26 protein-coding genes are annotated in these 25,418 nt (G+C 64.9%); 10 read left to right on the forward strand and 16 right to left on the reverse strand.

Translation table 11 applies throughout. The features are described from left to right. Positions 1 to 60 precede the first annotated feature (60 nt). Positions 61 to 1,125 carry a TraB/GumN family protein gene (locus tag CK215_RS18495; protein WP_095831818.1) on the forward strand — a complete coding sequence of 355 codons (1,065 nt, stop codon included), beginning with the start codon at positions 61 to 63 and terminating at the stop codon, positions 1,123 to 1,125. A gap of 546 nt (positions 1,126 to 1,671) precedes the next feature. On the opposite strand, the gene lpdA is transcribed toward CK215_RS18495, so the two are convergent. From lpdA to CK215_RS18565, 13 genes are all read right to left on the reverse strand, one after another. After that, complete coding sequence (gene lpdA, locus CK215_RS18505) at positions 1,672 to 3,078, reverse strand: dihydrolipoyl dehydrogenase (RefSeq protein WP_095831767.1); 1,407 nt, start codon at positions 3,076 to 3,078, stop codon at positions 1,672 to 1,674. Between the two features lie 24 nt (positions 3,079 to 3,102). Further along, complete coding sequence (locus tag CK215_RS18510; RefSeq protein ID WP_095831768.1) at positions 3,103 to 3,858, reverse strand: SDR family oxidoreductase; 756 nt, start codon at positions 3,856 to 3,858, stop codon at positions 3,103 to 3,105. Next, complete coding sequence (locus CK215_RS18515) at positions 3,855 to 4,367, reverse strand: hypothetical protein (protein ID WP_095831819.1); 513 nt, start codon at positions 4,365 to 4,367, stop codon at positions 3,855 to 3,857. The genes CK215_RS18510 and CK215_RS18515 overlap by 4 nt, the downstream gene beginning before the upstream one ends. Positions 4,368 to 4,401: 34 nt before the next feature. Continuing rightward, entirely contained in the window at positions 4,402 to 5,688 is a 1,287-nt protein-coding gene (gene odhB / locus CK215_RS18520) for a 2-oxoglutarate dehydrogenase complex dihydrolipoyllysine-residue succinyltransferase (protein ID WP_095827415.1), read from the reverse strand. 51 nt (positions 5,689 to 5,739) lie between these two features. Next, positions 5,740 to 8,727: a 2-oxoglutarate dehydrogenase E1 component gene (locus CK215_RS18525; RefSeq protein ID WP_095782743.1), complete on the reverse strand. Its 2,988-nt coding sequence runs from the start codon at positions 8,725 to 8,727 to the stop codon at positions 5,740 to 5,742. Between the two features lie 127 nt (positions 8,728 to 8,854). Beyond that, complete coding sequence (gene sucD, locus CK215_RS18530; RefSeq protein ID WP_095779971.1) at positions 8,855 to 9,757, reverse strand: succinate--CoA ligase subunit alpha; 903 nt, start codon at positions 9,755 to 9,757, stop codon at positions 8,855 to 8,857. A 12-nt stretch (positions 9,758 to 9,769) separates the two neighbouring features. Continuing rightward, positions 9,770 to 10,267 (reverse strand): DUF1579 family protein, encoded by a 498-nt coding sequence (locus CK215_RS18535; protein ID WP_066991709.1) that lies wholly within the window; start codon positions 10,265 to 10,267, stop codon positions 9,770 to 9,772. 4 nt (positions 10,268 to 10,271) lie between these two features. Further along, positions 10,272 to 10,643 (reverse strand): cupin domain-containing protein, encoded by a 372-nt coding sequence (locus CK215_RS18540; RefSeq protein ID WP_066991712.1) that lies wholly within the window; start codon positions 10,641 to 10,643, stop codon positions 10,272 to 10,274. Positions 10,644 to 10,648: 5 nt separating this feature from the next. Beyond that, a complete protein-coding gene (gene sucC, locus CK215_RS18545; RefSeq protein WP_095779968.1) occupies positions 10,649 to 11,842 on the reverse strand; it encodes an ADP-forming succinate--CoA ligase subunit beta in 1,194 nt (397 codons plus the stop codon). A gap of 25 nt (positions 11,843 to 11,867) precedes the next feature. Then, on the reverse strand, positions 11,868 to 12,836 hold the full coding sequence (gene mdh, locus CK215_RS18550) for a malate dehydrogenase (protein ID WP_040996351.1): 969 nt from the start codon (positions 12,834 to 12,836) through the stop codon (positions 11,868 to 11,870). Between the two features lie 410 nt (positions 12,837 to 13,246). Continuing rightward, the gene (zapE, locus tag CK215_RS18555) at positions 13,247 to 14,443 is read right to left on the reverse strand and encodes a cell division protein ZapE (protein WP_095831769.1); all 1,197 of its coding nucleotides are present in this window, start codon (positions 14,441 to 14,443) and stop codon (positions 13,247 to 13,249) included. A gap of 78 nt (positions 14,444 to 14,521) precedes the next feature. Further along, the gene (locus tag CK215_RS18560) at positions 14,522 to 15,061 is read right to left on the reverse strand and encodes a protease inhibitor Inh/omp19 family protein (protein ID WP_095779966.1); all 540 of its coding nucleotides are present in this window, start codon (positions 15,059 to 15,061) and stop codon (positions 14,522 to 14,524) included. Positions 15,062 to 15,249: 188 nt separating this feature from the next. Next, entirely contained in the window at positions 15,250 to 15,693 is a 444-nt protein-coding gene (locus CK215_RS18565) for a VOC family protein (protein WP_245418732.1), read from the reverse strand. A 133-nt stretch (positions 15,694 to 15,826) separates the two neighbouring features. On the opposite strand from CK215_RS18565, the gene CK215_RS18570 reads away from it, so the two are divergent. The 8 genes from CK215_RS18570 (at position 15,827) to CK215_RS18605 (ending at position 23,240) form a co-directional block, all read left to right on the forward strand. Continuing rightward, a complete protein-coding gene (locus CK215_RS18570) occupies positions 15,827 to 16,840 on the forward strand; it encodes an MBL fold metallo-hydrolase (RefSeq protein WP_095831770.1) in 1,014 nt (337 codons plus the stop codon). Positions 16,841 to 16,899: 59 nt separating this feature from the next. Further along, positions 16,900 to 17,061: a DUF1328 family protein gene (locus CK215_RS18575; RefSeq protein ID WP_066991727.1), complete on the forward strand. Its 162-nt coding sequence runs from the start codon at positions 16,900 to 16,902 to the stop codon at positions 17,059 to 17,061. A gap of 116 nt (positions 17,062 to 17,177) precedes the next feature. Beyond that, complete coding sequence (gene dapF, locus CK215_RS18580; protein WP_095831771.1) at positions 17,178 to 18,062, forward strand: diaminopimelate epimerase; 885 nt, start codon at positions 17,178 to 17,180, stop codon at positions 18,060 to 18,062. Next, positions 18,062 to 19,390 carry a tRNA (N(6)-L-threonylcarbamoyladenosine(37)-C(2))-methylthiotransferase MtaB gene (gene mtaB, locus CK215_RS18585; protein ID WP_095831772.1) on the forward strand — a complete coding sequence of 443 codons (1,329 nt, stop codon included), beginning with the start codon at positions 18,062 to 18,064 and terminating at the stop codon, positions 19,388 to 19,390. Before dapF ends, mtaB begins: the two co-directional genes overlap by 1 nt. 13 nt (positions 19,391 to 19,403) lie before the next feature. Next, on the forward strand, positions 19,404 to 21,314 hold the full coding sequence (ftsY, locus tag CK215_RS18590) for a signal recognition particle-docking protein FtsY (protein WP_095831773.1): 1,911 nt from the start codon (positions 19,404 to 19,406) through the stop codon (positions 21,312 to 21,314). A gap of 42 nt (positions 21,315 to 21,356) precedes the next feature. After that, positions 21,357 to 22,022 carry a septation protein A gene (locus CK215_RS18595; protein WP_095831774.1) on the forward strand — a complete coding sequence of 222 codons (666 nt, stop codon included), beginning with the start codon at positions 21,357 to 21,359 and terminating at the stop codon, positions 22,020 to 22,022. 24 nt (positions 22,023 to 22,046) lie between these two features. Then, positions 22,047 to 22,667: a pyridoxamine 5'-phosphate oxidase family protein gene (locus CK215_RS18600; protein WP_066991742.1), complete on the forward strand. Its 621-nt coding sequence runs from the start codon at positions 22,047 to 22,049 to the stop codon at positions 22,665 to 22,667. A gap of 39 nt (positions 22,668 to 22,706) precedes the next feature. Further along, complete coding sequence (locus tag CK215_RS18605; RefSeq protein WP_095831775.1) at positions 22,707 to 23,240, forward strand: NADPH-dependent FMN reductase; 534 nt, start codon at positions 22,707 to 22,709, stop codon at positions 23,238 to 23,240. A gap of 12 nt (positions 23,241 to 23,252) precedes the next feature. On the opposite strand, the gene CK215_RS18610 is transcribed toward CK215_RS18605, so the two are convergent. Continuing rightward, a complete protein-coding gene (locus tag CK215_RS18610; RefSeq protein WP_095831776.1) occupies positions 23,253 to 24,170 on the reverse strand; it encodes an SMP-30/gluconolactonase/LRE family protein in 918 nt (305 codons plus the stop codon). Positions 24,171 to 24,399: 229 nt separating this feature from the next. Between CK215_RS18610 and CK215_RS18620 the strand changes: the two genes are divergently transcribed. Further along, a complete protein-coding gene (locus CK215_RS18620) occupies positions 24,400 to 24,567 on the forward strand; it encodes a hypothetical protein (protein WP_082953829.1) in 168 nt (55 codons plus the stop codon). 80 nt (positions 24,568 to 24,647) lie between these two features. On the opposite strand, the gene CK215_RS18625 is transcribed toward CK215_RS18620, so the two are convergent. After that, positions 24,648 to 25,229 carry a DsbE family thiol:disulfide interchange protein gene (locus CK215_RS18625; RefSeq protein WP_095831777.1) on the reverse strand — a complete coding sequence of 194 codons (582 nt, stop codon included), beginning with the start codon at positions 25,227 to 25,229 and terminating at the stop codon, positions 24,648 to 24,650. Beyond that, positions 25,226 to 25,399 carry a heme exporter protein CcmD gene (gene ccmD, locus CK215_RS18630; RefSeq protein WP_095779956.1) on the reverse strand — a complete coding sequence of 58 codons (174 nt, stop codon included), beginning with the start codon at positions 25,397 to 25,399 and terminating at the stop codon, positions 25,226 to 25,228. The genes CK215_RS18625 and ccmD overlap by 4 nt, the downstream gene beginning before the upstream one ends. Between the last annotated feature and the right edge of the window lie 19 nt (positions 25,400 to 25,418).

The following is a 25,418-nucleotide window of genomic DNA, read 5'->3' on the forward strand; positions in this document are numbered from 1 at the left end:
GACAACAATTTCGGCTCTCGATTAACCGTTTTGCCGCTTTTTGCGCGTAAGACGCTTGCCATGAAACGCGTTATCGCCATCGCCGACCGCGCGGCCCTCGTCTCGTTGAAGCTGCTCGCAGCGCTCAACGTGCTGCTTTTCCTTTCGTTCCTGCTCGTGCTGCTGCTGGCCGGCCGCGCGCATGCCGAAGCGCCCGCCTGCGGCGGCAGCGACCTGCTGGCAGGTCTTGCAAAGAGCGATCCCGCCGCCTTCAAGAAGGTCCAGACCGAAGCCGCAGCCGTTCCGAACGGCCGGGGGCTGTTGTGGAAGCTCGAGAAACCGGGCGAGAAGCCGTCCTATCTCTTCGGCACCATGCACATGACGGACGCGCGCGTCACCACGCTGCCTGCCGCGGCCCAAAAAGCCTATGACGGCGCCGACACCATCATCATCGAAACCACCGACGCCCTCGACAAGGCCAAGATGATGGCCGCCATGGCCGCCGAGCCTGGCCTGATGATGTTCACGGACAACACGACGCTGTCCTCGCTGCTGTCGCCCGAGGATGCGGCAGTACTGAACAAGGGGCTCGATGCACGCGGCATTCCGCCTCTGACGGTGGCCAAGATGAAGCCGTGGATCCTGTCGGCCATGGTGGCGCTACCGGCCTGCGAGGTGGCGCGCCAGAGCGCCGGCGCGCCGGTGCTGGACGTCAAGCTGGCCGCCGACGCCAAAGCATCCGGCAAGGACGTCGAGGGGTTGGAAACCGCCGTCGACCAACTGCGCGCCATGGCTTCGCTGCCGCTCGCCTACCACATGAAGGGGTTGGTCGAGACGCTGAAGCTCGGCGACAAGGTGAACGACGTCAACGAAACCATGATCGTGCTCTACCAACGCGGCGAGGTCGGCATGTTCTGGCCGCTGTTTCGCACCGTGCTGCCCGACACGGCGGATGACCAGGCCGGCTACGCCGCCTTCGAGCAGACCATGATCACCAGCCGCAACAAGGTCATGGTCGCGCATGCCATGCCTATCCTGGCCAGGGGCAATGCCTTCATGGCGGTCGGCGCGCTGCATCTGCCCGGCCCTGACGGACTGGTCGAAGATTTCCGCAAAGCGGGGTATAGTGTTACCGCCGTCAACTGAGTCGTCTGGCGGCTGGGGAGCGGAAAATGCCGGTTTTTCAGCGCTTTCCGTCCGCCTGCGTGAAACCCATTAGGGGATCCGCGCGTTGATGGCTGCTATTTGATGCCTTTCATTCCAAGGAGGACACGTTTCATGGCGAACCCTAACGACCCCTACACCCCGTCGAGCACGCCGCCCTCGAGGGGCGGTGGTGGCGGCAGCGGGTGGCTGATCGCCCTAGTTGTCATCATCCTGGCCATTGTTGCGTATTATGTTTTTGGCAGAACCGGCGGCGAGCACGCCCCCGCGACTTCCGAGCCGCCGGCCGCGACGACGCCGGCCCCGGCGCCTGCAACGCCTGAACCTGCGCCCGCAACGCCTGCTCCAGCTCCGACGCCAGCCCCGGCGCCCGCGCCGACTCCGACGCCTGCCCCGGCTCCGGCACCTGCGCCGTCTCCGTGATCAGGCTATAGCTCCACGACGAACGGCCCGCCGAAAGGCGGGCCGTTTTTGTTTAACTACAACCTTCGCCATCCTCGGGCGTTCGGCGCCGGCCGTGACGAGCACCTAAATATGGATCGGCTTGAAGAACGTGGCCAATGCCGCTTCCTTGACCGCCTCCGACATGGTCGGGTGGGCGTGGCAGGTGCGGGCGAGGTCTTCCGAGGAGCCGCCGAACTCCATCAGCACCGCCGCCTCGTGGATCATCTCGCCGGCGCCGAAGCCGACGATGTGAACGCCGAGCACGCGGTCGCTCGTCTTGTCGGCGAGGATCTTCACGAAGCCGTCGGTGTGCAGCATGGCCCGCGCGCGGCCATTGGCGCTGAAAGGGAACTTGCCGACCTTGTAGTCGATGCCGGCCTTTTTAAGCTCCTCTTCGGTCTTGCCGACCGAGGCGATTTCGGGGCTGGTGTAGACGACGCTCGGGATAACGTCGTAGTTCACATGACCGGCCTGGCCGGCGATCGTCTCGGCTACCGCCACGCCCTCGTCCTCGGCCTTGTGCGCCAGCATCGGCCCGGCAATGACGTCGCCGATGGCATAGATGCCGGGCACGTTGGTCCTCAGATGCCCGTCGGTCTTGACCCGGCCGCGCTCGTCCATCTCGACGCCGGCGTCTTTCAATCCAAGGCTGTCGGCGTAGGGGCGCCGTCCGGTCGCGACCAGCACGACATCGGCCTCGATCGTTTCCGCCGCGCCGCCCTTGACCGGCTCGAACGTCACGCCGGCGCCCTTCTTGGATTTGGCGACGCCGGTGACCTTGGCGCCGAGCTTGAATTCGAACCCTTGCTTGGACAGCAGCCGCTGGAATTGCTTCGAGACTTCGCCGTCCATGCCGCCGAGGATGGTGTCGAGGAACTCGACGACGGTAACCTTGGCGCCGAGCCTGGCCCAGACCGAGCCGAGCTCGAGCCCGATGACGCCGCCGCCAACCACCACAAGACTGCCCGGCACCTTGGCCAGCGACAGCGCGCCGGTCGAGGACACGATCACCTTCTCGTCGAAGTCGACCTTGACACCCGGAATGCCGGCGACATCGGAACCGGTGGCGATGACGATGTTCTTGGTCTCGATCTCCTCGACCTTGCCGTCCTCGCCGGTGACCGACACCTTGCCGGCGCCGATCACCTTGCCGGTGCCGCGGAAAGAGTCGATCTTGTTCTTCTTGAAGAGAAAAGCGACGCCGTTGACGTTGGAGGCCACGGTCGCATCCTTATGCGCCAGCATCTTCTTCAGATTGAGTTTTGGCGCGCCGACCTCGATGCCGAGCGTATCGAAGGCATGGCCGGCTTCGGCGAACATCTCGGAGGCGTGGAGCAGGGCTTTCGACGGGATGCAGCCGATATTGAGGCAGGTGCCGCCGAAGGTGGCGCTCTTCTCGACCACCGCTGTGTTCAGGCCGAGCTGTGCCGCCTTGATAGCGCAGACATAGCCGCCCGGTCCCGATCCGATGATTACGACGTCATAAGCCATGATGGTGTCCTTCTGGTCTGGCCTTCAGCGGCCGCCGCTCACATTCAGGATCGCGCCCGTTATATAGGAGGCCGCGTCCGACAAAAGGTAGACAACCGCGCTCGCGACCTCGTCGGCCGTGCCCGCGCGCTTCATCGGCAGCAGATCCTGCATCCGCGCCACGCGCTCGGGCTGGCCGCCGGAGGCATGGATGTCGGTTTCGGTGATGCCTGGGCTGACGGCATTGACGCGGATGCCTTCCAGCGCCACCTCGCGCGCCAGACCAACGGTCAGCGTGTCGATCGCGCCCTTGGAAGCGGCGTAGTCGATATATTCGCCGGGCGAGCCCAGTCGTGCCGCCGCCGAGGACAGATTGACGATGGCGCCGCCCTTGCCGCCCTGTCGTGTCGACATGCGCTTGACGGCCTCGCGGGCGCAGAGGAAGGAGCCGACGACGTTGATGCGCATCATGCGCTCGACCCGCTCGGCGCTCATCTCGTCGACGCGCGCCTTGACGTCGACGATGCCGGCATTGTTGACGAAGGCGTCGAGCCGGCCGAAAGCCTTGTCCACCGCCTCGAACATCGCCACCACATCGGCCTCGTTGCCGACATCGCCCCTGACCGCGAAGGCCTCGCCGCCCACGGATTCGAGCTCGGCGGCAAGCGCCCCGGCAGCGTCCTGGTTGGAGACATAGTTGATCGCTACCCGGTAACCGGCCCGACTGGCCTGCCGGCAGATCGCGGCGCCGATGCCACGGCTGCCGCCGGTGACCAGCAGCGTCTTCTTGTCGGCATTCATTCCTGGCAGCCTTTCAGGGCAAAGACGTCCCACGGTACTTTTGAGAAGCCCGCCGGACCGTAAGGGGCTGACATTTCGAGCGACGGTCCGAGATCGGGAAAGATCAGGCTGTTCGGTGCATCCGCGCCCTCGGACGGCAGCAGACCCACGACGCCCTTCTCATCGGCGCTATAGATCACGCCTTCCCAGACCGTGCAGGCGGCGAGCTCCTCGCCGGTGACGTCGCCGGTCGGGCATTTGTACATCAGCGAGCCATGCGGCCGCCCGGCGGAGCCCTCGGTCCACATGGCGATGCCATCGAGCACGGTATTGTTGTCGAGTATCATGCGGAATGTGTTGGTGATCGTCGCCGAGGTACCCGTCGGGCTGAAATCGATCTCGGCGCCGCTTTTCGCCTCGCCATAGACGGCGAGCTGGATCGGGCAGGCGGCCTGGGCATCGGCTGATACGAGAGCCGCACCGGCGGCAAGCGCGACCGGTCTCGCGGTGCTGAGCCAACGGGCCTTCACTCGCCGCCCCGCCCGCGAGCCTTCATGCTCCACCTCAGAGATCGAGCACCAGCCGCTCGGGATCCTCCAGGCTTTCCTTGACGCGGACGAGGAAGGTCACCGCTTCCTTGCCGTCGACGATGCGGTGGTCGTAGCTCAGCGCCAGATACATCATCGGCCGGATGACGATCTGGCCGCCGACCACCACCGGCCGTTCCTGGATCTTGTGCATGCCGAGGATGCCGGACTGCGGCGCATTCAGGATCGGCGTCGACATCAGCGATCCGTAGACGCCGCCGTTGGAGATCGTAAAGGTGCCGCCCTGCATGTCGGCGACCGAGAGCTTGCCGTCGCGCGCGGCGAGGCCCAGCCGGCCAATCTCCTTCTCGATCTCGGCGATCGACATCTGGTCGGCGTCACGCACCACCGGAACCACCAGGCCCTTGTCGGTGCCGACGGCGACGCCGACATGGGCAAAGTTCTTGTAGATGATGTCGGCGCCGTCGATCTCGGCGTTGACCGCCGGGATCTCCTTCAGCGCATGCGTGACGGCCTTGGTGAAGAAGCCCATGAAGCCGAGCTTCACGCCATGCTTCTTCTCGAACACGTCCTTGTACTTGGCCCTCAGCGCCATCACCGCGCTCATGTCGACCTCGTTGAAGGTGGTGAGCATGGCGGCCGTCGACTGTGCCTCCTTGAGCCGGCGCGCGATCGTCTGGCGCAGCTTGGTCATGCGCACGCGCTCCTCGCGCGAAGCATCGTCGGCCGTCGACGGCGCGCGGGCCGCGACCGGTGCGGGAGCAGGAGCCGCTTTCGGCGTCTCGGCCGGCTGCGAGGGCGCGCCCTTGGCGATGGCATCAAGGACGTCGCCCTTCAGCACCTGGCCGCGCTTGCCGGAGCCCGTCAGTTGCTCGACCGAGAGATTGTGCTCGGCGATCAGTTTGGCCGCGGCCGGCGCCGGCGGCATGGTGCGCGGCTCGACCGGGCCGGCGTCGCCGGCCATCTTGGCGGTTTCGGCGGCAGCCTGCTTGGTCGTGGATGCGGCGTCCGGACTGGACGCCTGCGCCACCGCCTGCGGCTTGGTGGCGGGAGCGGAGGCTGCGCCGCCGGCCGAAATCGAGCCGAGCAGCGCCCCGACATTGACCGTCTCGCCTTCCTTGACGGTGATCTCGGAGAGCGTCCCGGCGCCCGCGGCGGGCACCTCCACCGTCACCTTGTCGGTTTCGAGCTCGACCAGCGGCTCATCGGCGGCGATCGCGTCGCCGACCTTCTTGAACCACTTGCCGACGGTCGCCTCGGTGACGGATTCGCCGAGAGTGGGGACGCGGATTTCGGTAGCCATTATGCCTGTCCGTTCTCTTGTCTTCTTGAGGTCTGTTTGGTCCGGGTCTGCTTATTCGCCCAGCGCGTCGTCGAGCAGGGCGGAAAGCTGGCTGAGATGCTTCGACATCAGCCCGGTGGCCGGCGAGGCCGAGGCCGGCCGGCCGGTATAGCGCACCCGCTGATGCTTGGCGTCGATATGCGCCAGCACCCATTCGAGATAAGGATCGATGAACGACCAGGCGCCCATGTTCTTGGGCTCCTCCTGGCACCACACCATCTCGGCGTTGCGGAAACGCGACAGCTCGGTGATCAGCGCCTTGGCCGGGAACGGGTAGAGCTGCTCGACGCGCAGCAGGTAGATGTCGGTGATGCCGCGCTTCTCGCGCTCCTCATACAGGTCGTAATAGACCTTGCCGGAGCAGAGCACGACGCGGCGGATCTTGGAATCCTTCACCAGCTTGATCGGCTGGTCGGCCAAGAGCTGCGCATCGTCCCACAACAGCCGGTGGAACGAGCTTTCGCCCGCCATTTCCGACAGCGTCGACACCGCCCGTTTGTGGCGCAGCAGCGACTTCGGCGTCATCAGGATCAGCGGCTTGCGGAAGTCACGCTTCAACTGCCGGCGCAGGATGTGGAAATAGTTAGCCGGCGTCGTGACGTTCGCCACTTGCATGTTGTCCTCGGCGCAGAGCTGCAGGAAACGCTCGAGGCGGGCCGAGGAATGCTCCGGCCCCTGACCTTCATAGCCGTGCGGCAGGAGGCAGACGAGACCCGACATTCTCAGCCACTTGCGCTCGCCGGACGAGATGAATTGGTCGAACACCACCTGGGCGCCGTTGGCGAAATCGCCGAACTGCGCTTCCCAAAGCGTCAACGCCTTGGGCTCGGCGAGGCTGTAGCCATATTCGAAGCCGAGCACCGCCTCTTCCGAGAGCATCGAGTTGATGACTTCGTAGCCGGCCTGTGCCGCCGACAGATTGTTGAGTGGAATGTAGCGCGTCTCGTCGCGCTGGTCGTAGAGCACGGAATGGCGCTGCGAGAAGGTGCCGCGCTCCGAATCCTGGCCGGAGAGCCGGATCGGATTGCCGTCGAGCAGGATGGCGCCGAAGGCCAGCGCCTCGGCGGTCGACCAGTCGATGCCGTCGCCGGATTCGATCGCCTGGCGGCGGTTTTCGAGGAAGCGCAGGATCGTCTTGTGTGCCTCGAAATCCTTCGGCACCTCGGTCAGCTTCTTGCCGATTTCCTTCAGCGTGCGGACCGGCACCGCGGTCTTGCCGCGCCGCTGTTCGTCCTGGTTGTCGGCCGTGCGCAGGCCGGACCAGGCGCCGTCCAGCCAGTCGGCCTTGTTCGGCTTGTAGGACTGGCCGACTTCCCACTCCTGTTCCAGATGCGCGCGCCAGTCGGCCCGCATCTTGTCGACCTCGGCCTGGGTGATGTGACCCTCGGCGATCAGCCGGTCGGCATAGACCTGCACAACCGTCTTATGGCTGCGGATGTTGCGGTACATGATCGGCTGCGTGAAGGACGGCTCGTCGCCTTCATTGTGGCCGAAGCGGCGGTAGCAGAACATGTCCACCACCACCGGCTTGTGGAACTTCATGCGGAATTCCGTCGCCACCTTCGCGGCATGCACCACCGCTTCCGGATCGTCGCCGTTGACGTGGAAGATCGGCGCTTCGATCATCTTGGCCACATCCGACGGATAGGGCGAGGAACGCGAGAAGCGCGGATTGGTGGTGAAGCCGATCTGGTTGTTGATGATGAAGTGCAGCGTGCCGGCGACGCGGTGGCCGCGCAGGCCGGAGAGCCCGAACATCTCCGCGATCACGCCCTGGCCGGCGAACGCTGCGTCGCCATGCAGCAGCAGCGGCATCACCTTGGCGCGCTCGGACAGCGGCACGATCTCGCCGCGCTCGCGGCCGGCGAGCTGGTCCTGCTTGGCGCGCGCCTTGCCCATCACCACCGGGTCGACGATTTCCAGGTGCGAAGGATTGGCGGTCAGCGACAGGTGCACCTTGTTGCCGTCGAACTCGCGGTCCGACGAGGCGCCGAGATGGTACTTCACGTCGCCCGAGCCCTCGACGTCGTCGGGAGCGGCCGAGCCGCCCTTGAACTCATGGAAGATAGCGCGGTGCGGCTTGGCCATCACCTGCGAAAGCACGTTGAGGCGGCCGCGATGGGCCATGCCGAGCACGGCCTCCTTCAGACCGAGCTGGCCGCCGCGCTTGATGATCTGCTCCAGCGCGGGGATCAGCGACTCGCCGCCGTCGAGGCCGAAGCGCTTGGTGCCCTTGTACTTGACGTCGATAAATTGCTCGAAGCCTTCGGCTTCGACCAGCTTCGACAGGATCGCCTTCTTGCCGGTGGCGGTGAAGGTGATCTCCTTGTCGGCGCCCTCGATGCGCGCCTGGATCCAAGCCTTTTCCTCAGGGTCGGAGATGTGCATGAACTCGACGCCGAGCGTCGAGCAATAGGTGCGGGTGAGGATATCCAGCATCTGCCGGATGGTGCCGAACTCGAGCCCCAGCACATTGTCGAGGAAGATCGGCCGGTCGTAGTCGGCTTCGGTGAAGCCGTAATTCTCCGGCGACAGCTCGTTATAGTCCTCGAGCGGCTTGGCGATGCCCAGCGGGTCGAGATTGGCGTGCAGGTGGCCGCGCATGCGAAAGGCGCGGATCATCATGATGGCACGCACGGAATCGCGCGTCGCCTGGTGAACGTCCGCATCGGAAAGGGCCGCGCCGTTGACGACCGCCTTTTCCTTCACCTTCTTTTCGATGTGCTTTTCGACCAGGCCCCAATTGCCGTCGAGCGCCGAAACCAGCTCGCCATTGGCCTGCATCGGCCAGGAAGGCTTCGCCCAGGACGCGCCCTTGGCGTTCTTGCGCACGTCGCCCGCATCGTCCTTCAGCGCGGCGAAGAAGTCCTGCCATTCCGGATCGACGGAGCCGGGGTTGTCCTCATAGGCGGCATAGAGCGCGTCGATATAGTCGGCATTGCCGCCATAGAGGAATGAGGTGAGCGAGAATTGGTCGTTGGCCTGATCTTGTCTTGCCATTTTCGTCTGCGGAGCCTGGCTCCGTCTCCTTTTATGGAAGGGAGTAGGGGAGTAAGGCAGTAGGGGAGTAGGGCATTTTTTGCCGCTGATCTTTCCCTGCTGCCCTATTCCCTTACTCCCTACTCCCTTAACCCTTGATCGCCTCGACCAGCGTCGTGCCGAGCCGCGCCGGTGACGGCGAAACCTTGATGCCGGCCGATTCCATCGCCGCGATCTTGTCTTCCGCGCCGCCCTTGCCGCCGGAGATCACCGCGCCCGCATGGCCCATGGTGCGGCCGGCGGGCGCCGTGCGCCCGGCAATGAAGCCCGCCATCGGTTTCTTGCGGCCGCGCTTTGCCTCGTCCTTCAAGAACTGCGCGGCGTCTTCCTCGGCCGAGCCGCCGATCTCGCCGATCATGATGATCGACTTGGTCTCGTCGTCGGCGAGGAACATCTCGAGCACGTCGATGAACTCGGTGCCCTTGACCGGGTCGCCGCCGATGCCGACAGCAGTGGTCTGGCCGAGGCCGACATTGCTGGTCTGGAAGACCGCTTCATAGGTAAGCGTTCCCGAGCGGGAAACAACGCCGACCGAGCCCTTGCGGAAGATGTTGCCGGGCATGATGCCGATCTTGCATTCGTTGGGGGTCAACACGCCCGGACAGTTCGGGCCGATGAGCCGCGAGGAGGAACGGTCGAGCCGCGCCTTGACCTTGACCATGTCCATAACCGGGATGCCTTCGGTGATGCAAACGATCAGCGGGATCTCGGCCTCGATCGCCTCGATGATCGCATCGCCCGCGCCTGCCGGCGGCACATAGATGACGGAGGCGTTGGCGCCGGTCTTGTCCTTGCCCTCGGCGACGGTGGCGAAGATCGGCAGGGTCTCGCCCTTCGCGCCGGTCCAGGTCTCGCCGCCCTTCTTCGGATGGACGCCGCCAACCATCTTGGTGCCGTGATAGGCCAGCGCCTGCTCGGTATGGAAGGTGCCGGTCTTGCCGGTCAGGCCCTGCACCAGCACCTTGGTATTCTTGTCGACGAGAATGGACATCGCGGCCCTCTTCTAAAAACCGTTGATCGAGGAAGGCGAAACGCGCCGGTAGAGGCCGCTCACCATGTCTTGCCAGGCGTCGCTGCCGGCGGGCTTGTAGTGCAATCGCATGCGGTAAGTATCAGTGCCGTCAAAGCTGTAAGTCACGCGAGCCGAGCCGCGCGGCGACGACCGTTCCAGCACAAGCTCGTTGCCGTTCCATGTGCCCGTAGCCGGTGAGGCCGGCACAAAGCCCATCGAGTCGAACTGATGCATGGTGACGACGTCGTTCGGCTGGTCGAAGCCGAACACATTGTGCGCGCCGAACGAGATCGTGCCGTCGCGGCGCTGGCGGTAGCGCTGGACCACGAACTGGCCGCCGAACTGCGCGTCCGCAAGCACTTCCGAAGTCGCGGCGCCGGCATCGGTCCATTGCGTCGCCGCGACATCTTCCTCGCCACGCCACGCGCCGACCAGCGCCTGCAGGCGCTGGTGACCGGCCGAAAGCGATGAGAAAGGCGTCGCGTTCATTGGTTCAGAGCCGCTTCAGATCGGCGACGGTGAGGTCGCTTTGGGCATTGCCGGTGTTCAGAGTCGTTGCCGGCTCGAACATAAGCACCACCGGCTCGACCGTCAGCGACCGCGGCCGATGCTCGACGCCGCGCGGCACGACAATGAAATCGCCCTCGCCGAGCTCGACCGGTCCATCGCGGAAATCGATGGCGATCTTGCCGCGCAGCACGAGGAAGGCCTCGTCCTCGTCATCATGCGCGTGCCAGTCGAAGACCTCGCCGAACTTGGCGACCTTGGCTTGGCTGTCGTTGACGTCGCCGGCGATGTGCGGATCGAAGACCTTGGCGATCTTCGCATCCGCCGCCTCGACCAGATTTATCTTGCGCGGAGGCATCCGCTTTAGCCCTTCACCGCCTTGACGATCTTCTTGGCCGCGTCGTCGAGATCGTCTGCCGAGACGACGTTCAAGCCGCTTTCGTTGATGATCTTCTTGCCGAGCTCGGCATTAGTGCCTTCCAGCCGCACGACCAGCGGCACCTTCAGCCCGACTTCCTTGACCGCGGCGATCACGCCCTCGGCGATGACATCGCACTTCATGATGCCGCCGAAGATGTTGATCAGGATGCCTTCGACCGCCGGATCCTTGGTGATGATCTTGAAGGCCGCCGTCACCTTCTCCTTCGAGGCACCGCCGCCGACATCGAGGAAGTTGGCCGGCTCGGCGCCGTAGAGCTTGATGATGTCCATCGTCGCCATGGCGAGGCCGGCGCCGTTGACCATGCAGCCGATATTGCCGTCGAGCGCGACATAGGCGAGGTCGTATTTCGACGCCTCGATCTCCTTCTCGTCCTCTTCGGTGGTGTCGCGCAGCTCCATCACGTCGGGATGGCGGAAGAGAGCGTTGTTGTCGAACGACACCTTGGCGTCCAGCACGCGCAGCCGGCCGTTCTTCATGACGATCAGCGGATTGACCTCGAGCAGGCTCATGTCCTTCTCGACGAAGGCCCTGTAGAGCAGCGGGAACAGCGTGCCGCCGTCTTGCGCCGCATCGCCGTCGAGCTTCAGCGCGGCGTTGAGCTTCTTCACATCATCGGCCGTCACGCCCTTTTCCGGATCGATGGCGACGGTGAGGATCTTCTCCGGCGTGTCATGCGCGACCGCCTCGATATCCATGCCGCCCTCGGTCGAGACGACGAAGGCGATGCGCCCGACCGAACGGTCGACCAGGATCGACAGATAGAGCTCACGGTCGATATCGGCGCCGTCCTCGATATAGAGGCGATTGACCTGCTTGCCGGCGGGTCCGGTCTGCTTGGTGACCAGCGTATGACCGAGCATTTCGTTGGCGTTGGCGACCACTTCCGCCGCCGACTTCGCCAGCCGAACGCCGCCCTTGGCGTCGGCAGGCAGTTCCTTGAACTTGCCCTTGCCGCGGCCGCCGGCATGGATCTGGCTCTTCACCACATAGAGCGGGCCGGGCAGCGTCTTGGCGGCGGCTTCCGCCTCGCTTGCCTTGAACACCGGGACGCCGCTTGCGACGGGCGCGCCGAACGACTTCAGCAGCGCCTTGGCCTGATATTCATGGATGTTCATGCGCTTGGTCTCCGGAGAGGGACGATTACTTGCCGGCGAGATGCGGGGCGATCTTGGTGCAGGCCTCGGTGAGGCCCTGCACGGCCGCCACCGAATTGTCGAACATCTTCTGCTCGGCCTTGGAGAGGTCGATCTCGATGACGCGCTCGACACCGCCGGCGCCGATCACCACCGGGACGCCGACATAGGTCCCCTTGACGCCGTACTGACCGGACAGGTGCGCCGCGCAGGGCAGCACGCGCTTCTTGTCTTTCAGGTACGATTCCGCCATCGCGATGGCCGAGGCCGCCGGCGCGTAATAGGCTGAGCCGGTCTTCAAGAGGCCGACGATCTCGGCGCCGCCGTCGCGGGTGCGCTGCACGATCTGGTCGAGCTTCTCCTTGGAGGTCCAGCCCATCTTGACGAGGTCGGGCAGCGGGATCCCCGACACGGTCGAATAGCGGATCATCGGCACCATCGAGTCGCCATGGCCGCCGAGCACGAAGGCGGTGACGTCCTCGACCGAGACCTTGAACTCTTCCGCCAGGAAGTAGCGGAAGCGGGCGCTGTCCAGCACGCCGGCCATGCCGACGACATGGCTGGTCGGCAGGCCCGAAAACTTCTGCAGCGCCCAGACCATGGCATCGAGCGGGTTGGTGATGCAGATGACGAACGCCTTCGGCGCGTATTTCTTGAGACCCGCGCCGACCTGTTCCATGACCTTGAGATTGATGCCGAGAAGATCGTCGCGGCTCATGCCAGGCTTGCGCGGGACGCCGGCGGTGACGATGCAGACATCCGCGCCCTCGATGCCGGCATAGTCGTTGACGCCTGTCAGTCTGGAGTCGAATCCGTCGACCGGCGAGGACTGGGCGATGTCGAGACCCTTGCCCTGCGGAATGCCCTCGGCGATGTCGAACAGCACCACGTCGCCGAGATCCTTCAGGCCGATCATATGGGCGAGCGTGCCGCCGATCATGCCCGAGCCGATGAGCGCTATCTTGTTGCGTGCCATGTCAGGATGTTTTCCCTTTGTCTGTGACGGTGCCGTGACGGGGGCCGGGGGCCGGAAGGAATGCGGGAAACCGCGGGATTTCGCCGAACCCAATAGCTCCGGCATGGAGAAAATTCAAACGGTTATTTTGCGCCCAGTGTTTTCAATCGGTTAGATGCATTGGGAATTACGTAAACGTCAAAATTTTCGAGCTAACTGAACAGAATTTATACAATAAACGATGAAATCAGAAGGCCTTCATCCCGGCGATGACGCCGTTGTGATTTTAGGAGGGGCGGACAGAGCCAAGTGGGGCGGCTGAGCGGTTCGGGAGGTGCCCATTCAAGCGAGGAAGTGCTTATCGCTTGCTCATCCCAGGTCTTGGCTCCGCGGCTCGCTCCGCCTAGGATGAGGACTGGACGCGGCTACGTTCACGCCTGCCGCGCCTCCGCGGGCTCCGACCCGACTTGCCGCCTCTCCGCCCAGCCTTCCAGCCAGTCGCGGCTCTGCATTTCGATCAGCCGCGAGGCGGTGCGCTCGAATTCGAAGACTTCCGTGCCGCGCCTGGCGGTGTAGAGCCCCTCGGGGGGCGCGGCGGCGCTCACAACCAGCCGCATGTGGTGGTCGTAAAGCGTGTCGATGAGCAGAATAAAACGCTTGGCTTCGTTGCGCTTGCCTTCGCCGAGCACCGGCACATGGTCGATGAAGACGGTCGCGAAGCGGTCGGCGATGGCCAGATAGTCGCGCGCGCCGAGCGGCTTTTCGCAGAGATCGGCGAAGGAGAAACGGGCGGCATCGCCGGCAGCGCGCGGCACCACAAGCTGACGCCCTTTCAGCGTCAGTGTCATCGCCTCGGTCGGCCTGCCATGTGTCATCGTCTTCCAAGCGTCGTCGAGCGCGCGGTCGGCCGCGGCGTCGGCCGGCGTGACATAGATTGGCAGGCGGTTGAGCTTTTCCTGCCGGTAGTCCTTTTCGGCATCCAGCGTCAGCACATGCGCATTGCGTTCGAGCAGGCCGATGAAGGGCAGGAAAAGCTGCCGGTTGAGGCCGTCTCGATAAAGGTCATGAGGCGCGACGTTGGAGGTGGCGACCAGCACGACGCCTTTGGAAAACAGCGCCGAGAACAGGCGCGACAGGATCATGGCATCGGCAATGTCGGTGACCGAAAACTCGTCGAAGCACAGCACCCAGGCCTCCTCGGCCAGCGCCCGCGCCACCGGCGGGATCGGATCGTCTTCCTTGACATCGCCGTTCTTGCGCGCCGCCCGGTGTTTTTGGATGCGGTCCTGCACGTCGGCCATGAAATCGTTGAAATGGACGCGGCGCTTTCGCCTGACCGGCAGGAGATCGAAGAACATGTCCATCAGCATCGTCTTGCCGCGCCCGACGCCGCCATGGATGTAAAGGCCCTTGACGGCCTCGCGCGGCTTGTTGCTGCGCGCGAACAGCCAGCCCAGCGCGCTCGATTTCTGCGCCAGCCTTTTTGCGGAGATCTCGTCGGTCAGCCGGTCGAGCGCGGCGACGACGCGCTCCTGCGCCGGATCGCGTTCGACCACGCCGGTTTCCACCAGGTGGTCGTAGCGCTGCCTGACGGTCGCATGCGTCTGAAGGCCGTCACGCAGGTGCATAGGTCACGTCGTTCTCGGGCAATTTCGGAAAGCGGCTTGCCATCCGAAACTGCGTGAAACAATAGGGGAGGGTCCGCCCTACCTTGTAAGCGAGATCGGCTGGCCGTTGGAAGTCTGGCCGTCGAACTTTTCGCCGCCGGAGGAATAGAGCCTGGCCAGCGTGCCGCCGTTTTCGTCGTAGAGCGTCAGCTGCTTGCCGGCGACATTCCACGACTTGATGCCGTCGATCGGAGCCGGGCAATGCAGCGGACCGGCGCGGTAGCCGGCGCCGAACTTGGTCTGCGGCGTCGCCACCTTGCAGCTCTGGCCGGAGACACTGACATTCCAGACGCCGGCGACGCTGGCCGCGGTCAGGTCCGCGGCGCCCGTGGGCGCCGAACCGTCCGGCGGCAGCGAAGCCATCTGACTGTTCTTCGGCGCGGTGGGGAATTGCGACGGGTCGGTGGTGCCCGGAGCAGCCGGCGGCGGCAGCTGGTTCTGCGTCACCGTGCCGGAGGGCGCCGGCGTGAGCGGCGCCGGCTGCTGATCGTCCATCGATGAGAAGCGCGAGGTCGAGCAGCCGCTCGCAACGAGCGCGGCCAGCGATACGGCCAAAAGGCCAGTCTTCGAAAAAGTCATTCCAACCTCCGTCGGATCCGGTGGGGGCGCCGTCCGCGTAAACACTCGCTTCACCAAGATGGCGAAGGTGGCAGAATTTCAACCCGATATGGTTAAAATAGGGTTTTCGGAGCTGGTGTTGCAAATTTGTCGCGACGGCTTCCTCAGCGGGGCGCCAACCGAGAGTTGGACCGTAACCTCTTGAAATGTCAGGCTTGCAGCCGCGCGCTGGGCACGAAGACATACCCGTCCGGACCAACGATATAGCATTCGCGCAAGCCATGCGGCTTGTCGATCGAGCCGGCCAGCACGATGTGGCCGAGTGCTGCCGCCTTTTTTTCGACCGCATCCGGATCGGCGCCATAGAGGCGCAGCTCGATGCCGGCGCCACGCGTTTCGGCTCCGGCGAAGACGCCGGTCATCGGATTGTCGAGATAGGAATGGTCGGCATGCAGCATGAAGATCGAGCCCAGCAGCTCGATGGCCGCGAAATCCTCGTCGGCATAGATGATGCACGCGCCTAGCACATCGCGGCAGAAAGCCTCCATCGCCGCCATGTCGGTGACAAGCAAGTTGACGCCCAGCCCATGCGGCAGCGAGCGGCCGAAATCATCGGCCTTCATCCACGGTGTCCCGGTCCGTTTCTTGGCCACGGTCTTGACCCTCCACATCGTCGATCCTAGTCGAAGCCGACCGTTGGCCCTTGGCATTCCCCCAGCAAAATGCTTGCGCCAGGTGGCGGCGTCCTTATTTCAGGACAAGCGACAGGGAGTGGGCGGAGAAACGATGGCCGCAAGAACAAGAGCAGCCAATCGCTACTATAGCGGCCCACTCAGCGATCATTTCGACGGCAGGCTCTTTTTCAATCCCGACGGCAGGCCGCCGGCGCGCTTCACCGATTTGCTGAAATGGCAATTGAGCGGTGGGCGCTCGAAATGGCCGGCGGCCTGGCCGAGCCCATATCCGCAGGCGAAGCCCGAACAACGGATCGAAGGCGCCGCGCTTCGGCTCACCATGGTGGGTCACGCCTCGCTGCTCATCCAGACAGCCGGCCGGAATATCCTGACCGACCCGGTTTGGTCCGAGCGTGCCTCGCCTTTCGGCTTCGCCGGACCGAAGCGGGTCAACGCGCCGGGCATCGCCTTTTCCGACTTGCCGCCGATCGCCGTGGTGCTGCTCAGTCACAACCACTACGACCATCTCGACCTCGCGACCCTCAAGCGGCTGAAGCAAAGCCACGACCCGATGGTGATCACGCCGCTCGGCAACGATGCGATCATCGGCACTGCCGTGCCCGGCATGCGCGTGTCGGCACATGATTGGGGCGACAGCGTCGAAGTCGCCAGCGGCGGCATCATCCACATCGAGCCGGTGCATCACTGGTCGGCGCGCGGCGGGCGCGACCGCTGCATGGCGCTGTGGGCGGGCTTCGTCATTGATACGGCGGGCGGCAAGGTCTATTTCGCCGGCGACACGGGCTTCCACGGCGGCACCAACTACCGCCGAATGGCGGAAAAGCATGGCGGGTTTCGGCTGGCCATCCTGCCGATCGGCGCCTATGAGCCGCGCTGGTTCATGGCCCCGCAGCACCAGAATCCGGCGGAAGCCGTCCAGGGCATGAGGCTGTGCGGCGCCGTCCATGCTGCCGGCTGCCACTGGGGCACCTTTCAGCTCACCGACGAACCGATCGAGGAGCCGGCGCAAAAGCTCGCCGAGGCATTGGCGGCCGAAGGCATTTCGCCGGAGCGTTTTCGCGCCATGCGCCCGGGCGAAGCATGGGATGTGCCGCCGCCTGGCTAAGGAACCCAGCCCGGGCAAACGCGTTGGTTGCACAACGCAAATCCGCCTCGGAGCCTTCCATGATCAAGTGGATCATCATCCTTCTTATCGTTGCCGCTGCGGCAAGCCTGCTTGGCATGCCCGCGCTCGCCGGCGCCGCCGCCACAGGTGCCCGCATCCTGATCGGTATTGTGCTGATCATCTTCCTGCTGATCGTGCTCGGCGTCTTCGCCGTGACTTAGCTCGCATATTCGCCGCGGCAGGCCAGAGCCGCGTCCTGGCCGGGCGTCGCGTTGCACTGGTAATTCCCGCCCGTTTCCGCCATATAGCGCCAAACGGAATTGGAACGACCGGTTAGATGGCAGGCACTGCCCCATTCGCCAAGATGAACGGCATCGGCAACGAGATCATCGTCGCCGATATGCGCGGCCGTGCCGACAAGGTGACCGCAGCCGCGGCGATTGCCCTCAATGCCGACGCGGCGACCAAGTTCGATCAGATCATGGCGATCCATGATGCGCGCACGACCGGCACCGCTTACTATGTCGACATCTTGAATTCGGACGGCACCGGTGCGCAGGCCTGCGGCAATGGCATGCGCTGCGTCGTGCAGGCGCTTGCGGCCGAGACCGGCCAAAAGACCTTCACCTTCGAAACCCGCGCCGGCATTCTCAATACTCAGCAACATGCCGACGGCTCGATCTCGGTCGATATGGGCAAGCCGCGTTTCGGCTGGCAGGAAATCCCGCTTGCCGAGGAGTTCCGCGACACTCGCATGATCGAACTGCAGATCGGCCCGATCGATGCGCCGGTGCTGCATTCGCCTTCGGTCGTCTCGATGGGCAATCCGCACGCGATCTTCTGGGTCGACCGCGACGTCTGGTCCTACGAGCTCGACCGATTCGGTCCGCTGCTCGAGAACCATCCGATCTTTCCCGAGCGCGCCAACATCACCATCGCTCAGGTCACCTCGCCCGAGACGATGATCATCCGCACCTGGGAGCGCGGCGCGGGTCTCACCAAGGCCTGCGGCTCCGCGGCCTGCGCCGCCGTGGTGGCTGCCGCCCGCACCAAGCGCACCGGCCGCAGCGTGTCGCTGATCACGCCCGGCGGCGGCGAGCTCAATGTCGAGTGGCGCGACGACGATCACGTCATTTTGACCGGCGCCGCCGAATGGGAGTTTTCCGGCAGCTTCGACCCTTCGACCGGCGCCTGGGCCCGCGACACCGAAAGCGCCGCCTGATGTCCGCTCTTCAAAAGGGCCCGGCGCCCGAAGGGCCTATCGGCAACGGTATCGACGTCGTCACGTTCGGCTGCCGCCTCAACACCTATGAATCGGAGGTGATGCGCCGCGAGGCCGAAAGCGCCGGCCTCGGCGCGCTGGAAGGCGGCGCCGTCATCTTCAACACCTGCGCCGTCACCGCCGAAGCCGTGCGCCAGGCCAAGCAGGCGATCCGCAAGGCCCGTCGCGAGAACCCTGAAGCGCGCATCATCGTCACCGGATGCGCCGCGCAGACCGAGCCGCAGAACTTCGTCGCCATGGACGAGGTAGACCTGGTGCTCGGCAATGAGGAGAAGCTCAAGGCGAACTCCTACCGCGCGCTGCCGGACTTCGGCGTCAACGATACCGAGAAGGCGCGCGTCAACGATATCTTCTCGGTGCGCGAGACGGCGAGCCACATGGTCGACGCCATCGAGGGCCGGGCGCGCGCCTTCGTGCAGGTGCAGAATGGCTGCGACCATCGCTGCACCTTCTGCATCATTCCTTACGGCCGCGGCAATTCGCGCTCGGTGCCGATGGGTGCCGTGGTCGAGCAGGTCAAGCGTCTCGCAGGCAACGGCTATGCCGAGATCGTGCTCACCGGCGTCGACATGACCAGCTTCGGCGCCGACCTGCCGGGCAGCCCGAAGCTTGGGAAGCTGGTGAAGACGATCCTGCGCCAGGTGCCCGAGGTGAAGCGTCTGAGGCTGTCGTCGATCGATTCCATAGAAGCCGACGACGAGCTGCTCGACGCGATTGCCACCGAGCCGCGGCTGATGCCGCATTTGCATCTGTCGCTGCAATCGGGCGACGACATGATCCTGAAGCGCATGAAGCGCCGGCATTTGCGCGATCAGTCGATCCGCTTCTGCGAGGAGGTCCGGAAGCTCCGTCCCGGCATCGTCTTCGGCGCCGACATCATTGCCGGCTTCCCGACCGAGACCGAAGCGATGTTCAAAAACTCGGAGAAAATCGTCGAGGAATGCGGCCTGACGCATCTTCACGTCTTCCCGTTCAGCCCGCGCGAGGGCACGCCCGCCGCGCGCATGCCGCAACTGCGCCGCGAGGTGGTGAAAGAGCGCGCCGCACGGCTGCGTGCCGCCGGCGAGGCCGCCTATCGCCGCCATCTGGCTGCCCTTGCAGGCACGCGGCAGTCGATCCTGATCGAGCGCGACGGGCTCGGCCGCACCGAAGGTTTTACGCTTGCCGCGATTGGCGTTGGACAGCCGGGTGAGATCGTCGAGGCGGTTGTCACCGGCCATGACGGCGCCCGGCTGATCGCGGCGCCGCTCGCCGCGCAAGCCGCCTGAGACTGCAAGACGTATGGCTGGTTTCTTCAAGAAAATATTTTCGTTCGGCAAGAAGGAAGTCGTCGAGGAGCGCGTCGACGAGACCGCGCCCCTGCCGCCGATCAAATGGGACGCGCTCGAGGCGGTGAAACCGGAAACCGAGCAGGAGCCTGCGTCCCGCAGCGCCGACGCCGGCGCCAATCACCCTCGAGCTGCGCTCGGGACCTCCCCCATCGAGGGGGAGGCAGGACCTGCGCCCCAACCGGTTCCTGAGGAGCCGAAGCCCGAACCCGCACCGGACATTCCGCCGGCGCCGGAACCCGTCATCCCGCCGGCACCGGAGCCGGTCGTTCCATCCGAGCCGGAGCCGCTGCCGCAGCCCCAGCCGGAAGAAGAGCCGCGGCCCGCCCCGGAGCAGCCGCAGCCACCGGCACCGGTGGAAGTGCCCGCTCCGCCCGAACCTGCACCTGAGCCGGTGCCCGCGCCGGCACCGCAGGAGGTGCCTGCACCCGCGCCGGCCGAGCCGGAGATCGAGCCTTCGCGTCCGGAGCCGCAGCCGGTGCCGGGGCCCGTCGAAGTGCCGACGACGCCCAGCGAAGTCCCGGCCGAGGCGCCAGCGCCGATCGAAGTTCCACCGGGCGAGGCACCTTCTATCGAGCCATCTTTAGAGGTCGGCGCCGCGCCTCATCCGCCTGCCGGCACCTTCTCCCCGTATAGTGCCGGGGAGAAGGAAGAAGCGCCAACGCCGACGCCCCCTTCTCCCCGTTCTTCACGGGGAGAGGATGAGGGTGAGGCGCAGCGTCAGCCTGCGGAGGATTTGCCGCCACCGGAGCCGGCTCCGCCGGCGGAAGCCCTGCCTCCCATTCGCCAGGCTGCGCCGGTCGAGCCGGGGCGGATCCTTGCCGAGATCGCGCCCGAGCCGGAAGCTGTCCCCGCGCCGCCGCCGACCCCCTCTGCCGGCAAGGTGACGGTCGCCAAAAAGGTCGAGCAGAAGGCCGAGCCGCAGAAGGCACCGGAGCCGGCGCCGCGGCGCTCCTGGTTCCAGCGCATGCGCGACGGGCTTGCCCGTTCCTCGCGCGAGCTCACCGGCAACATCGCCGGCGTCTTCACCAAGCGCAAGCTGGACGAAGACACGCTGCAGGATCTGGAGGATGTGCTGATCCGCGCCGATCTTGGCGTCGAGACGGCGCTGCGCGTCACCGATTCTCTCGCCTCAAGCCGATACGGCAAGGACGTTTCCGACTCGGAGGTCCGCGCCGTGATGGCGGCGGAAGTCGAAAAAGTCCTGACCCCGGTCGCCAAGCCGCTCGAGCTCGATCTCAGCCACAAGCCGCATGTCATCCTGGTCGTGGGCGTCAACGGCACCGGCAAGACCACGACCATCGGCAAGCTGGCGGCCAAGCTGACCGAAGGCGGGCTTTCGGTCATGCTGGCGGCCGGCGACACGTTCCGCGCGGCCGCCATCGAGCAGCTGAAGATCTGGGGCGAACGCACGAAGTCGCCGGTCATCGCCACCAAGCTTGGCGCCGACGCCGCCGGCCTCGCCTACGATGCCTTCGAGAAGGCGAAGGAGGCAGGCTCCGACGTGCTGATTATCGACACGGCCGGCCGCCTGCAGAACAAGACCGAGCTGATGGCGGAGCTGGAAAAGATCGTGCGCGTGCTGGGCAAGCTCGATCCGGAGGCGCCGCACACCGTGCTGCAGACCGTCGACGCCACCACCGGCCAGAATGCGCTCAGCCAAGTCGAGATCTTCCGCAACGTCGCCGGCGTCAACGGCCTGGTGATGACCAAGCTGGACGGCACGGCGCGCGGCGGTATTCTGGTGGCGATCGCCGCCAAGCATAGATTGCCGGTCTATTTCATCGGCGTCGGCGAGCAGGTCGACGACCTCGAACCCTTCTCGGCCAGCGAATTCGCCAGAGCGATCGCCGGCGTTGCTTGAACGATCCCAAAAGCGCCGACTTTCGGGACAACAAGGACTTTCATGAACATCCTCGAACGCGACCCGTCCGACCCGCAGAAACAGAAGAAGGAGGGCATCAGCCCGCCGCTCAAGCTGGTGCTCGAGCTCGGGCCGCTGCTGGTCTTCTTCTTCGCCAATGCGCGCGGCGAATGGCTGGCGCAGAAATTTCCGGCCTTGGCCGAGCTCGGCGGCCCGATCTTCGTCGCCACCGGCCTGTTCATGGCCGCCACCGCGTTGGCGCTGATCGCCTCGTGGCTGCTCACCCGCACCTTGCCGATCATGCCGCTGGTGTCGGGCGTCGTCGTCCTTATCTTCGGCGCGCTGACGCTCTATCTGCAGGACGACGTCTTCATCAAGATGAAGCCGACCATCGTCAACACGCTGTTCGGCGGCGTGCTGCTCGGCGGCCTTTTCTTCGGCAAGTCGCTGCTTGGCTATGTCTTCGACTCGGCTTTCAGCCTCGATGCCGAAGGCTGGCGCAAGCTCACCTTCCGCTGGGGCCTGTTCTTCCTCTTCCTGGCCCTCGTCAATGAAGTCGTGTGGCGGAATTTTTCAACCGATGCCTGGGTTACCTTCAAGGTCTGGGGCATCATGCCGATCACGCTTCTCTTCACCTTCAGCCAGATGCCGCTGATCATGCGCCACTCGCTGGAGGAAAAAACCAAGGAAGAGCAGGCGAGTAAATAGAGCAGGTTCCGGGGAGGGGGCGGCATGGAATTCCTCACCACGCGCGATGAGCTGAGGACGATCTACAAGACGCCGCGGCCGACCGACGGGTCGATCCGCAAGGAACTCAAGGCGCTCGATGGCCACTGCCGTTCCTTCATCGGCAAGAGCCCATTCGTGCTGATCGGCTCCTCCGACGGCGCCGGCAATGCCGACGTGACCCCGAAGGGCGACAAGCCCGGCTTCACCGCCATCCTCGACAGTTCCACCATCGCCATCCCTGACCGTCCAGGCAACAACCGGCTGGACACGCTGGAAAACATCGTTCGTTACCCGTCGGTAGGGCTGCTCTTCCTCATTCCCGGCATGAACGAGACGCTGCGCGTCAACGGCGAAGCCCACATAACCATCGACGCCGGACTGCGCGCCCGCCTGGCCGTCGACGGCAAGGAGCCGCTGAGCGTCATCGTGGTGACGGTCAAGGCCGCTTACATGCACTGCGCCAAGGCCTTTATGCGCTCCGAGCTGTGGGAGCCGGAGACCTGGTATGACCGCGCGAGCCTGCCGACGCTCGGCCAGATCATCCGCGACCAGCTGGCGCTTACAGAGAGCGCCGGCGAGATCGACCGCGAACTGGACGACGATTACCGGCAGACCATGTGGTAGGCTCCCGGGCACGATTCGTCCGAACCGCCCCCGTCACCCTTGCTGAACCTCCTCGCCATATCCGGCAGCCTGCGCGCCGCCTCGACCAATTCGGCCCTTGTCGCGGCGCTTGCCGCCAACGTGCCCGCGGATTGCCGCGTCACCGTCTATGACGGTCTCGGCCGCTTGCCGATCTTCAACCCGGATGAAGAGGGCGAGCGCACGCCGTGTGAGGCAAGATACCTGATCGAGGCCGTCAGCCGCGCCGATGGCGTCGTCGTCTCCTGTCCCGAATACGCCCATGGCGTGCCGGGCGGCATGAAGAATGCGCTCGACTGGCTGGTGTCGCGCGATGCCGCCGTCGGCAAGCCGGCGATGCTGGTGCACGCCTCGCCGCGGTCGCTCTTTGCCCGCGCCGCCCTTGCCGAGATCATGCGCACGATGTCCTTCGCGCTCTACGAAAAGGCCGCGCTCGAGATCGCGCTGCTCGGCAAGAAGCCGCCGGAGGTGGAAGAAATCCTGGCTGAGCCGTCGAACCGACAGGCGATGCGCAAAGCACTTCAGGATTTCGCCGGCTTTATCCGCCCCCGCTGACGCCGTTGCCGGTCAATACGTCTTCGCCCCATTCACCATCAGCCAGACCACATAGAGCGAGGTGGTGCCGCAGATGTAGAGGCGGTTGCGCTTGGCGCCGCCGAAGGCGCAATTGGCGACGACTTCCGGCACTTTGATCTTGCCGATCAGCGTGCCGTCCGGATCGTAGCAATGGATGCCGTCGGCGGCGCTCGTCCAGATGCGCCCGCTTTCGTCGAGCCGGAAGCCGTCGAACAGGCCGGCCGTGCAGTCGGCGAAGACCTTGCCGCCCGAGACCTTTTTGCCGGCCTTGCCGACATTGAAGACGCGGATATGCGCGGGGTTCTTGGCGCCATGGGTGCGGCCCGTGTCGGCGACATAGAGCAGGCTTTCATCGAGCGAGAAGGCGAGCCCATTGGGCCTGACCATGTCGGTGATGACGGCATCGATCTCGCCCGTGCCGGGGTCGACGCGGTAGACATTGCAGGCGCCGACCTCGCTCTCGGCGTGGTCGCCTTCATAATCGCTGTCGATGCCGTAGGCGGGATCGGTGAACCAGATCGAGCCGTCGGAACGGACGACGACGTCGTTGGGCGAGTTGAGCCGCTTGCCGCGCCATTTGTCGGCGATGGTGGTGACCGAACCGTCATGCTCGGTGCGGCTGACGCGGCGGCCCGAATGCTCGCAGGTGATCAGCCGGCCCTGCCGGTCGACGGTGTTGCCGTTGGAATTGCCGGACGGCTGGCGGAAGACGCTGACGCTGCCATCGGTCTCGTCGTAGCGCAGCATGCGGTTGTTGGGGATGTCGGACCAGATGAGGTAGCGGCCGGCGGCGAACCAGGCCGGGCCTTCCGCCCAGCGGCACCCGGTGAACAGCTTCTCAACCCGCTCATTGGCGTTGAACAGCCGCGAGAAACGCGGATCGAGAAGTTCATAGTCAGCGGCCGTCATGCTTTCCCTCCCGGCAATCAAAAGACGCGCGATCAAGCCAGCACAGAGCGGAGAAGGCAAGATCGCGGATGCCTCTCACGGCATGTTGACGCGTGGAGGGGCTAAGACGCCATTAACCGGCTATGCGCTGCTTGCAATGGTGCATTGCAACATCTTTCTTTTGCAATGCACCATTCCTATGTCATTCTCGCAATCGATCAGGGAGGAATAACTCAGAAGGAACCTCGTCATGATCTTCGATAACCTCGTCACCCGCGCTCGCACCAACCTCGCCAAGCGCCGCCACTACAATCGTCTCGTCGCAGAAATCGAGAACCTGTCGAGCCGCGATCTCGCCGATCTGCGTGCCGACCGCTCCGAGATGCTCTACCAGATCCACAAGCAGATTTACGGTTGAGTCCGAGGCCGGTCGAGCCGGCCTTTGCGCCGCGTCGCTTCGCTCCTTGCCTCGCACTGGAATGACGACGCAAGGGGCGCCTAACCCGAAACCGCCAGGGCCTTCTCGATCTGCGGCAACAGCAAATCCTTCGCCGATTCCGGCGTCAGCGGCCCGACATGCTTGTAGGCAATCTTGCCGTCCTTGCCGATGACGAAGGTCTCCGGCACGCCGTAGACGCCCCAGTCGATCGCCGCGCGCCCGGCCGGATCGACGCCGATCGCCTGGTAGGGATTGCCGAGATCGCCAAGGAAGCGACGGGCGTTTGCCGGCTCGTCCTTGTAGTTCAGCGCGGCAAGCGTGAACCGCTTGTCCTGCGACAGCGCCAAAAGCACCGGATGCTCTTCCCGGCACGGCGCGCACCATGATGCGAAGACGTTGACCAGCGTCACCTTGCCGGCGAAGTATTTGGAGTCCAGCCCCGGCAGGTTCGAGCCTTCGAGCGGCGGCAGGTTCGTCTGCGGCGCCGGCAGGCCGATCAGGGCCGAGGGAATTTCAGACTCGTCGCGGCCGGACAAAAGCTGCGACAGGAACAACCCCGCCAAGCCCAGGAAAACCAGCAGCGGAAGCAGCACGAACAGGCGGCGACGGGGCGACGCCGGGACTCCGGTTTCGGCGCTCACGGCTTCGCCGTCCCGGCCTTGTCGGAGCGCCGCCGCACGCCGGCCGCGTCGAGCGCCGCGAGCTCACGCTTGCGCGCCCGCCGGTCAATCAGGATCCAGCCGATCAGCCCGACGAGCACGATCGCGCTGATGGCATAGGCGGCGGCGACATAGAGAGCATGCGCGCTCATATCAGCCGCTCCATCTGCG

Origin of the sequence: Mesorhizobium sp. WSM3864 (genome assembly GCF_002294955.1) — a bacterium.
Taxonomy (GTDB): domain Bacteria; phylum Pseudomonadota; class Alphaproteobacteria; order Rhizobiales; family Rhizobiaceae; genus Mesorhizobium.

Bases quoted from the DNA above. Each gene is read 5' to 3' on its own strand.
- odhB (WP_095827415.1), bottom strand. From the start codon at position 5,688: ATGGCTACCGAAATCCGCGTCCCCACTCTCGGCGAATCCGTCACCGAG.
- CK215_RS18600 (WP_066991742.1), top strand. From the start codon at position 22,047: ATGGAATTCCTCACCACGCGCGATGAGCTGAGGACGATCTACAAGACG.
- CK215_RS18575 (WP_066991727.1), top strand. From the start codon at position 16,900: ATGATCAAGTGGATCATCATCCTTCTTATCGTTGCCGCTGCGGCAAGC.
- ftsY (WP_095831773.1), top strand. From the start codon at position 19,404: ATGGCTGGTTTCTTCAAGAAAATATTTTCGTTCGGCAAGAAGGAAGTC.
- CK215_RS18560 (WP_095779966.1), bottom strand. From the start codon at position 15,061: ATGACTTTTTCGAAGACTGGCCTTTTGGCCGTATCGCTGGCCGCGCTC.
- lpdA (WP_095831767.1), bottom strand. From the start codon at position 3,078: ATGGCTTATGACGTCGTAATCATCGGATCGGGACCGGGCGGCTATGTC.
- CK215_RS18540 (WP_066991712.1), bottom strand. From the start codon at position 10,643: ATGCCTCCGCGCAAGATAAATCTGGTCGAGGCGGCGGATGCGAAGATC.
- CK215_RS18620 (WP_082953829.1), top strand. From the start codon at position 24,400: ATGATCTTCGATAACCTCGTCACCCGCGCTCGCACCAACCTCGCCAAG.
- ccmD (WP_095779956.1), bottom strand. From the start codon at position 25,399: ATGAGCGCGCATGCTCTCTATGTCGCCGCCGCCTATGCCATCAGCGCG.
- CK215_RS18535 (WP_066991709.1), bottom strand. From the start codon at position 10,267: ATGAACGCGACGCCTTTCTCATCGCTTTCGGCCGGTCACCAGCGCCTG.
- sucC (WP_095779968.1), bottom strand. From the start codon at position 11,842: ATGAACATCCATGAATATCAGGCCAAGGCGCTGCTGAAGTCGTTCGGC.
- CK215_RS18510 (WP_095831768.1), bottom strand. From the start codon at position 3,858: ATGAATGCCGACAAGAAGACGCTGCTGGTCACCGGCGGCAGCCGTGGC.
- CK215_RS18610 (WP_095831776.1), bottom strand. From the start codon at position 24,170: ATGACGGCCGCTGACTATGAACTTCTCGATCCGCGTTTCTCGCGGCTG.
- mtaB (WP_095831772.1), top strand. From the start codon at position 18,062: ATGTCCGCTCTTCAAAAGGGCCCGGCGCCCGAAGGGCCTATCGGCAAC.
- dapF (WP_095831771.1), top strand. From the start codon at position 17,178: ATGGCAGGCACTGCCCCATTCGCCAAGATGAACGGCATCGGCAACGAG.
- CK215_RS18525 (WP_095782743.1), bottom strand. From the start codon at position 8,727: ATGGCAAGACAAGATCAGGCCAACGACCAATTCTCGCTCACCTCATTC.
- CK215_RS18595 (WP_095831774.1), top strand. From the start codon at position 21,357: ATGAACATCCTCGAACGCGACCCGTCCGACCCGCAGAAACAGAAGAAG.
- CK215_RS18495 (WP_095831818.1), top strand. From the start codon at position 61: ATGAAACGCGTTATCGCCATCGCCGACCGCGCGGCCCTCGTCTCGTTG.
- mdh (WP_040996351.1), bottom strand. From the start codon at position 12,836: ATGGCACGCAACAAGATAGCGCTCATCGGCTCGGGCATGATCGGCGGC.
- zapE (WP_095831769.1), bottom strand. From the start codon at position 14,443: ATGCACCTGCGTGACGGCCTTCAGACGCATGCGACCGTCAGGCAGCGC.
- sucD (WP_095779971.1), bottom strand. From the start codon at position 9,757: ATGTCCATTCTCGTCGACAAGAATACCAAGGTGCTGGTGCAGGGCCTG.
- CK215_RS18570 (WP_095831770.1), top strand. From the start codon at position 15,827: ATGGCCGCAAGAACAAGAGCAGCCAATCGCTACTATAGCGGCCCACTC.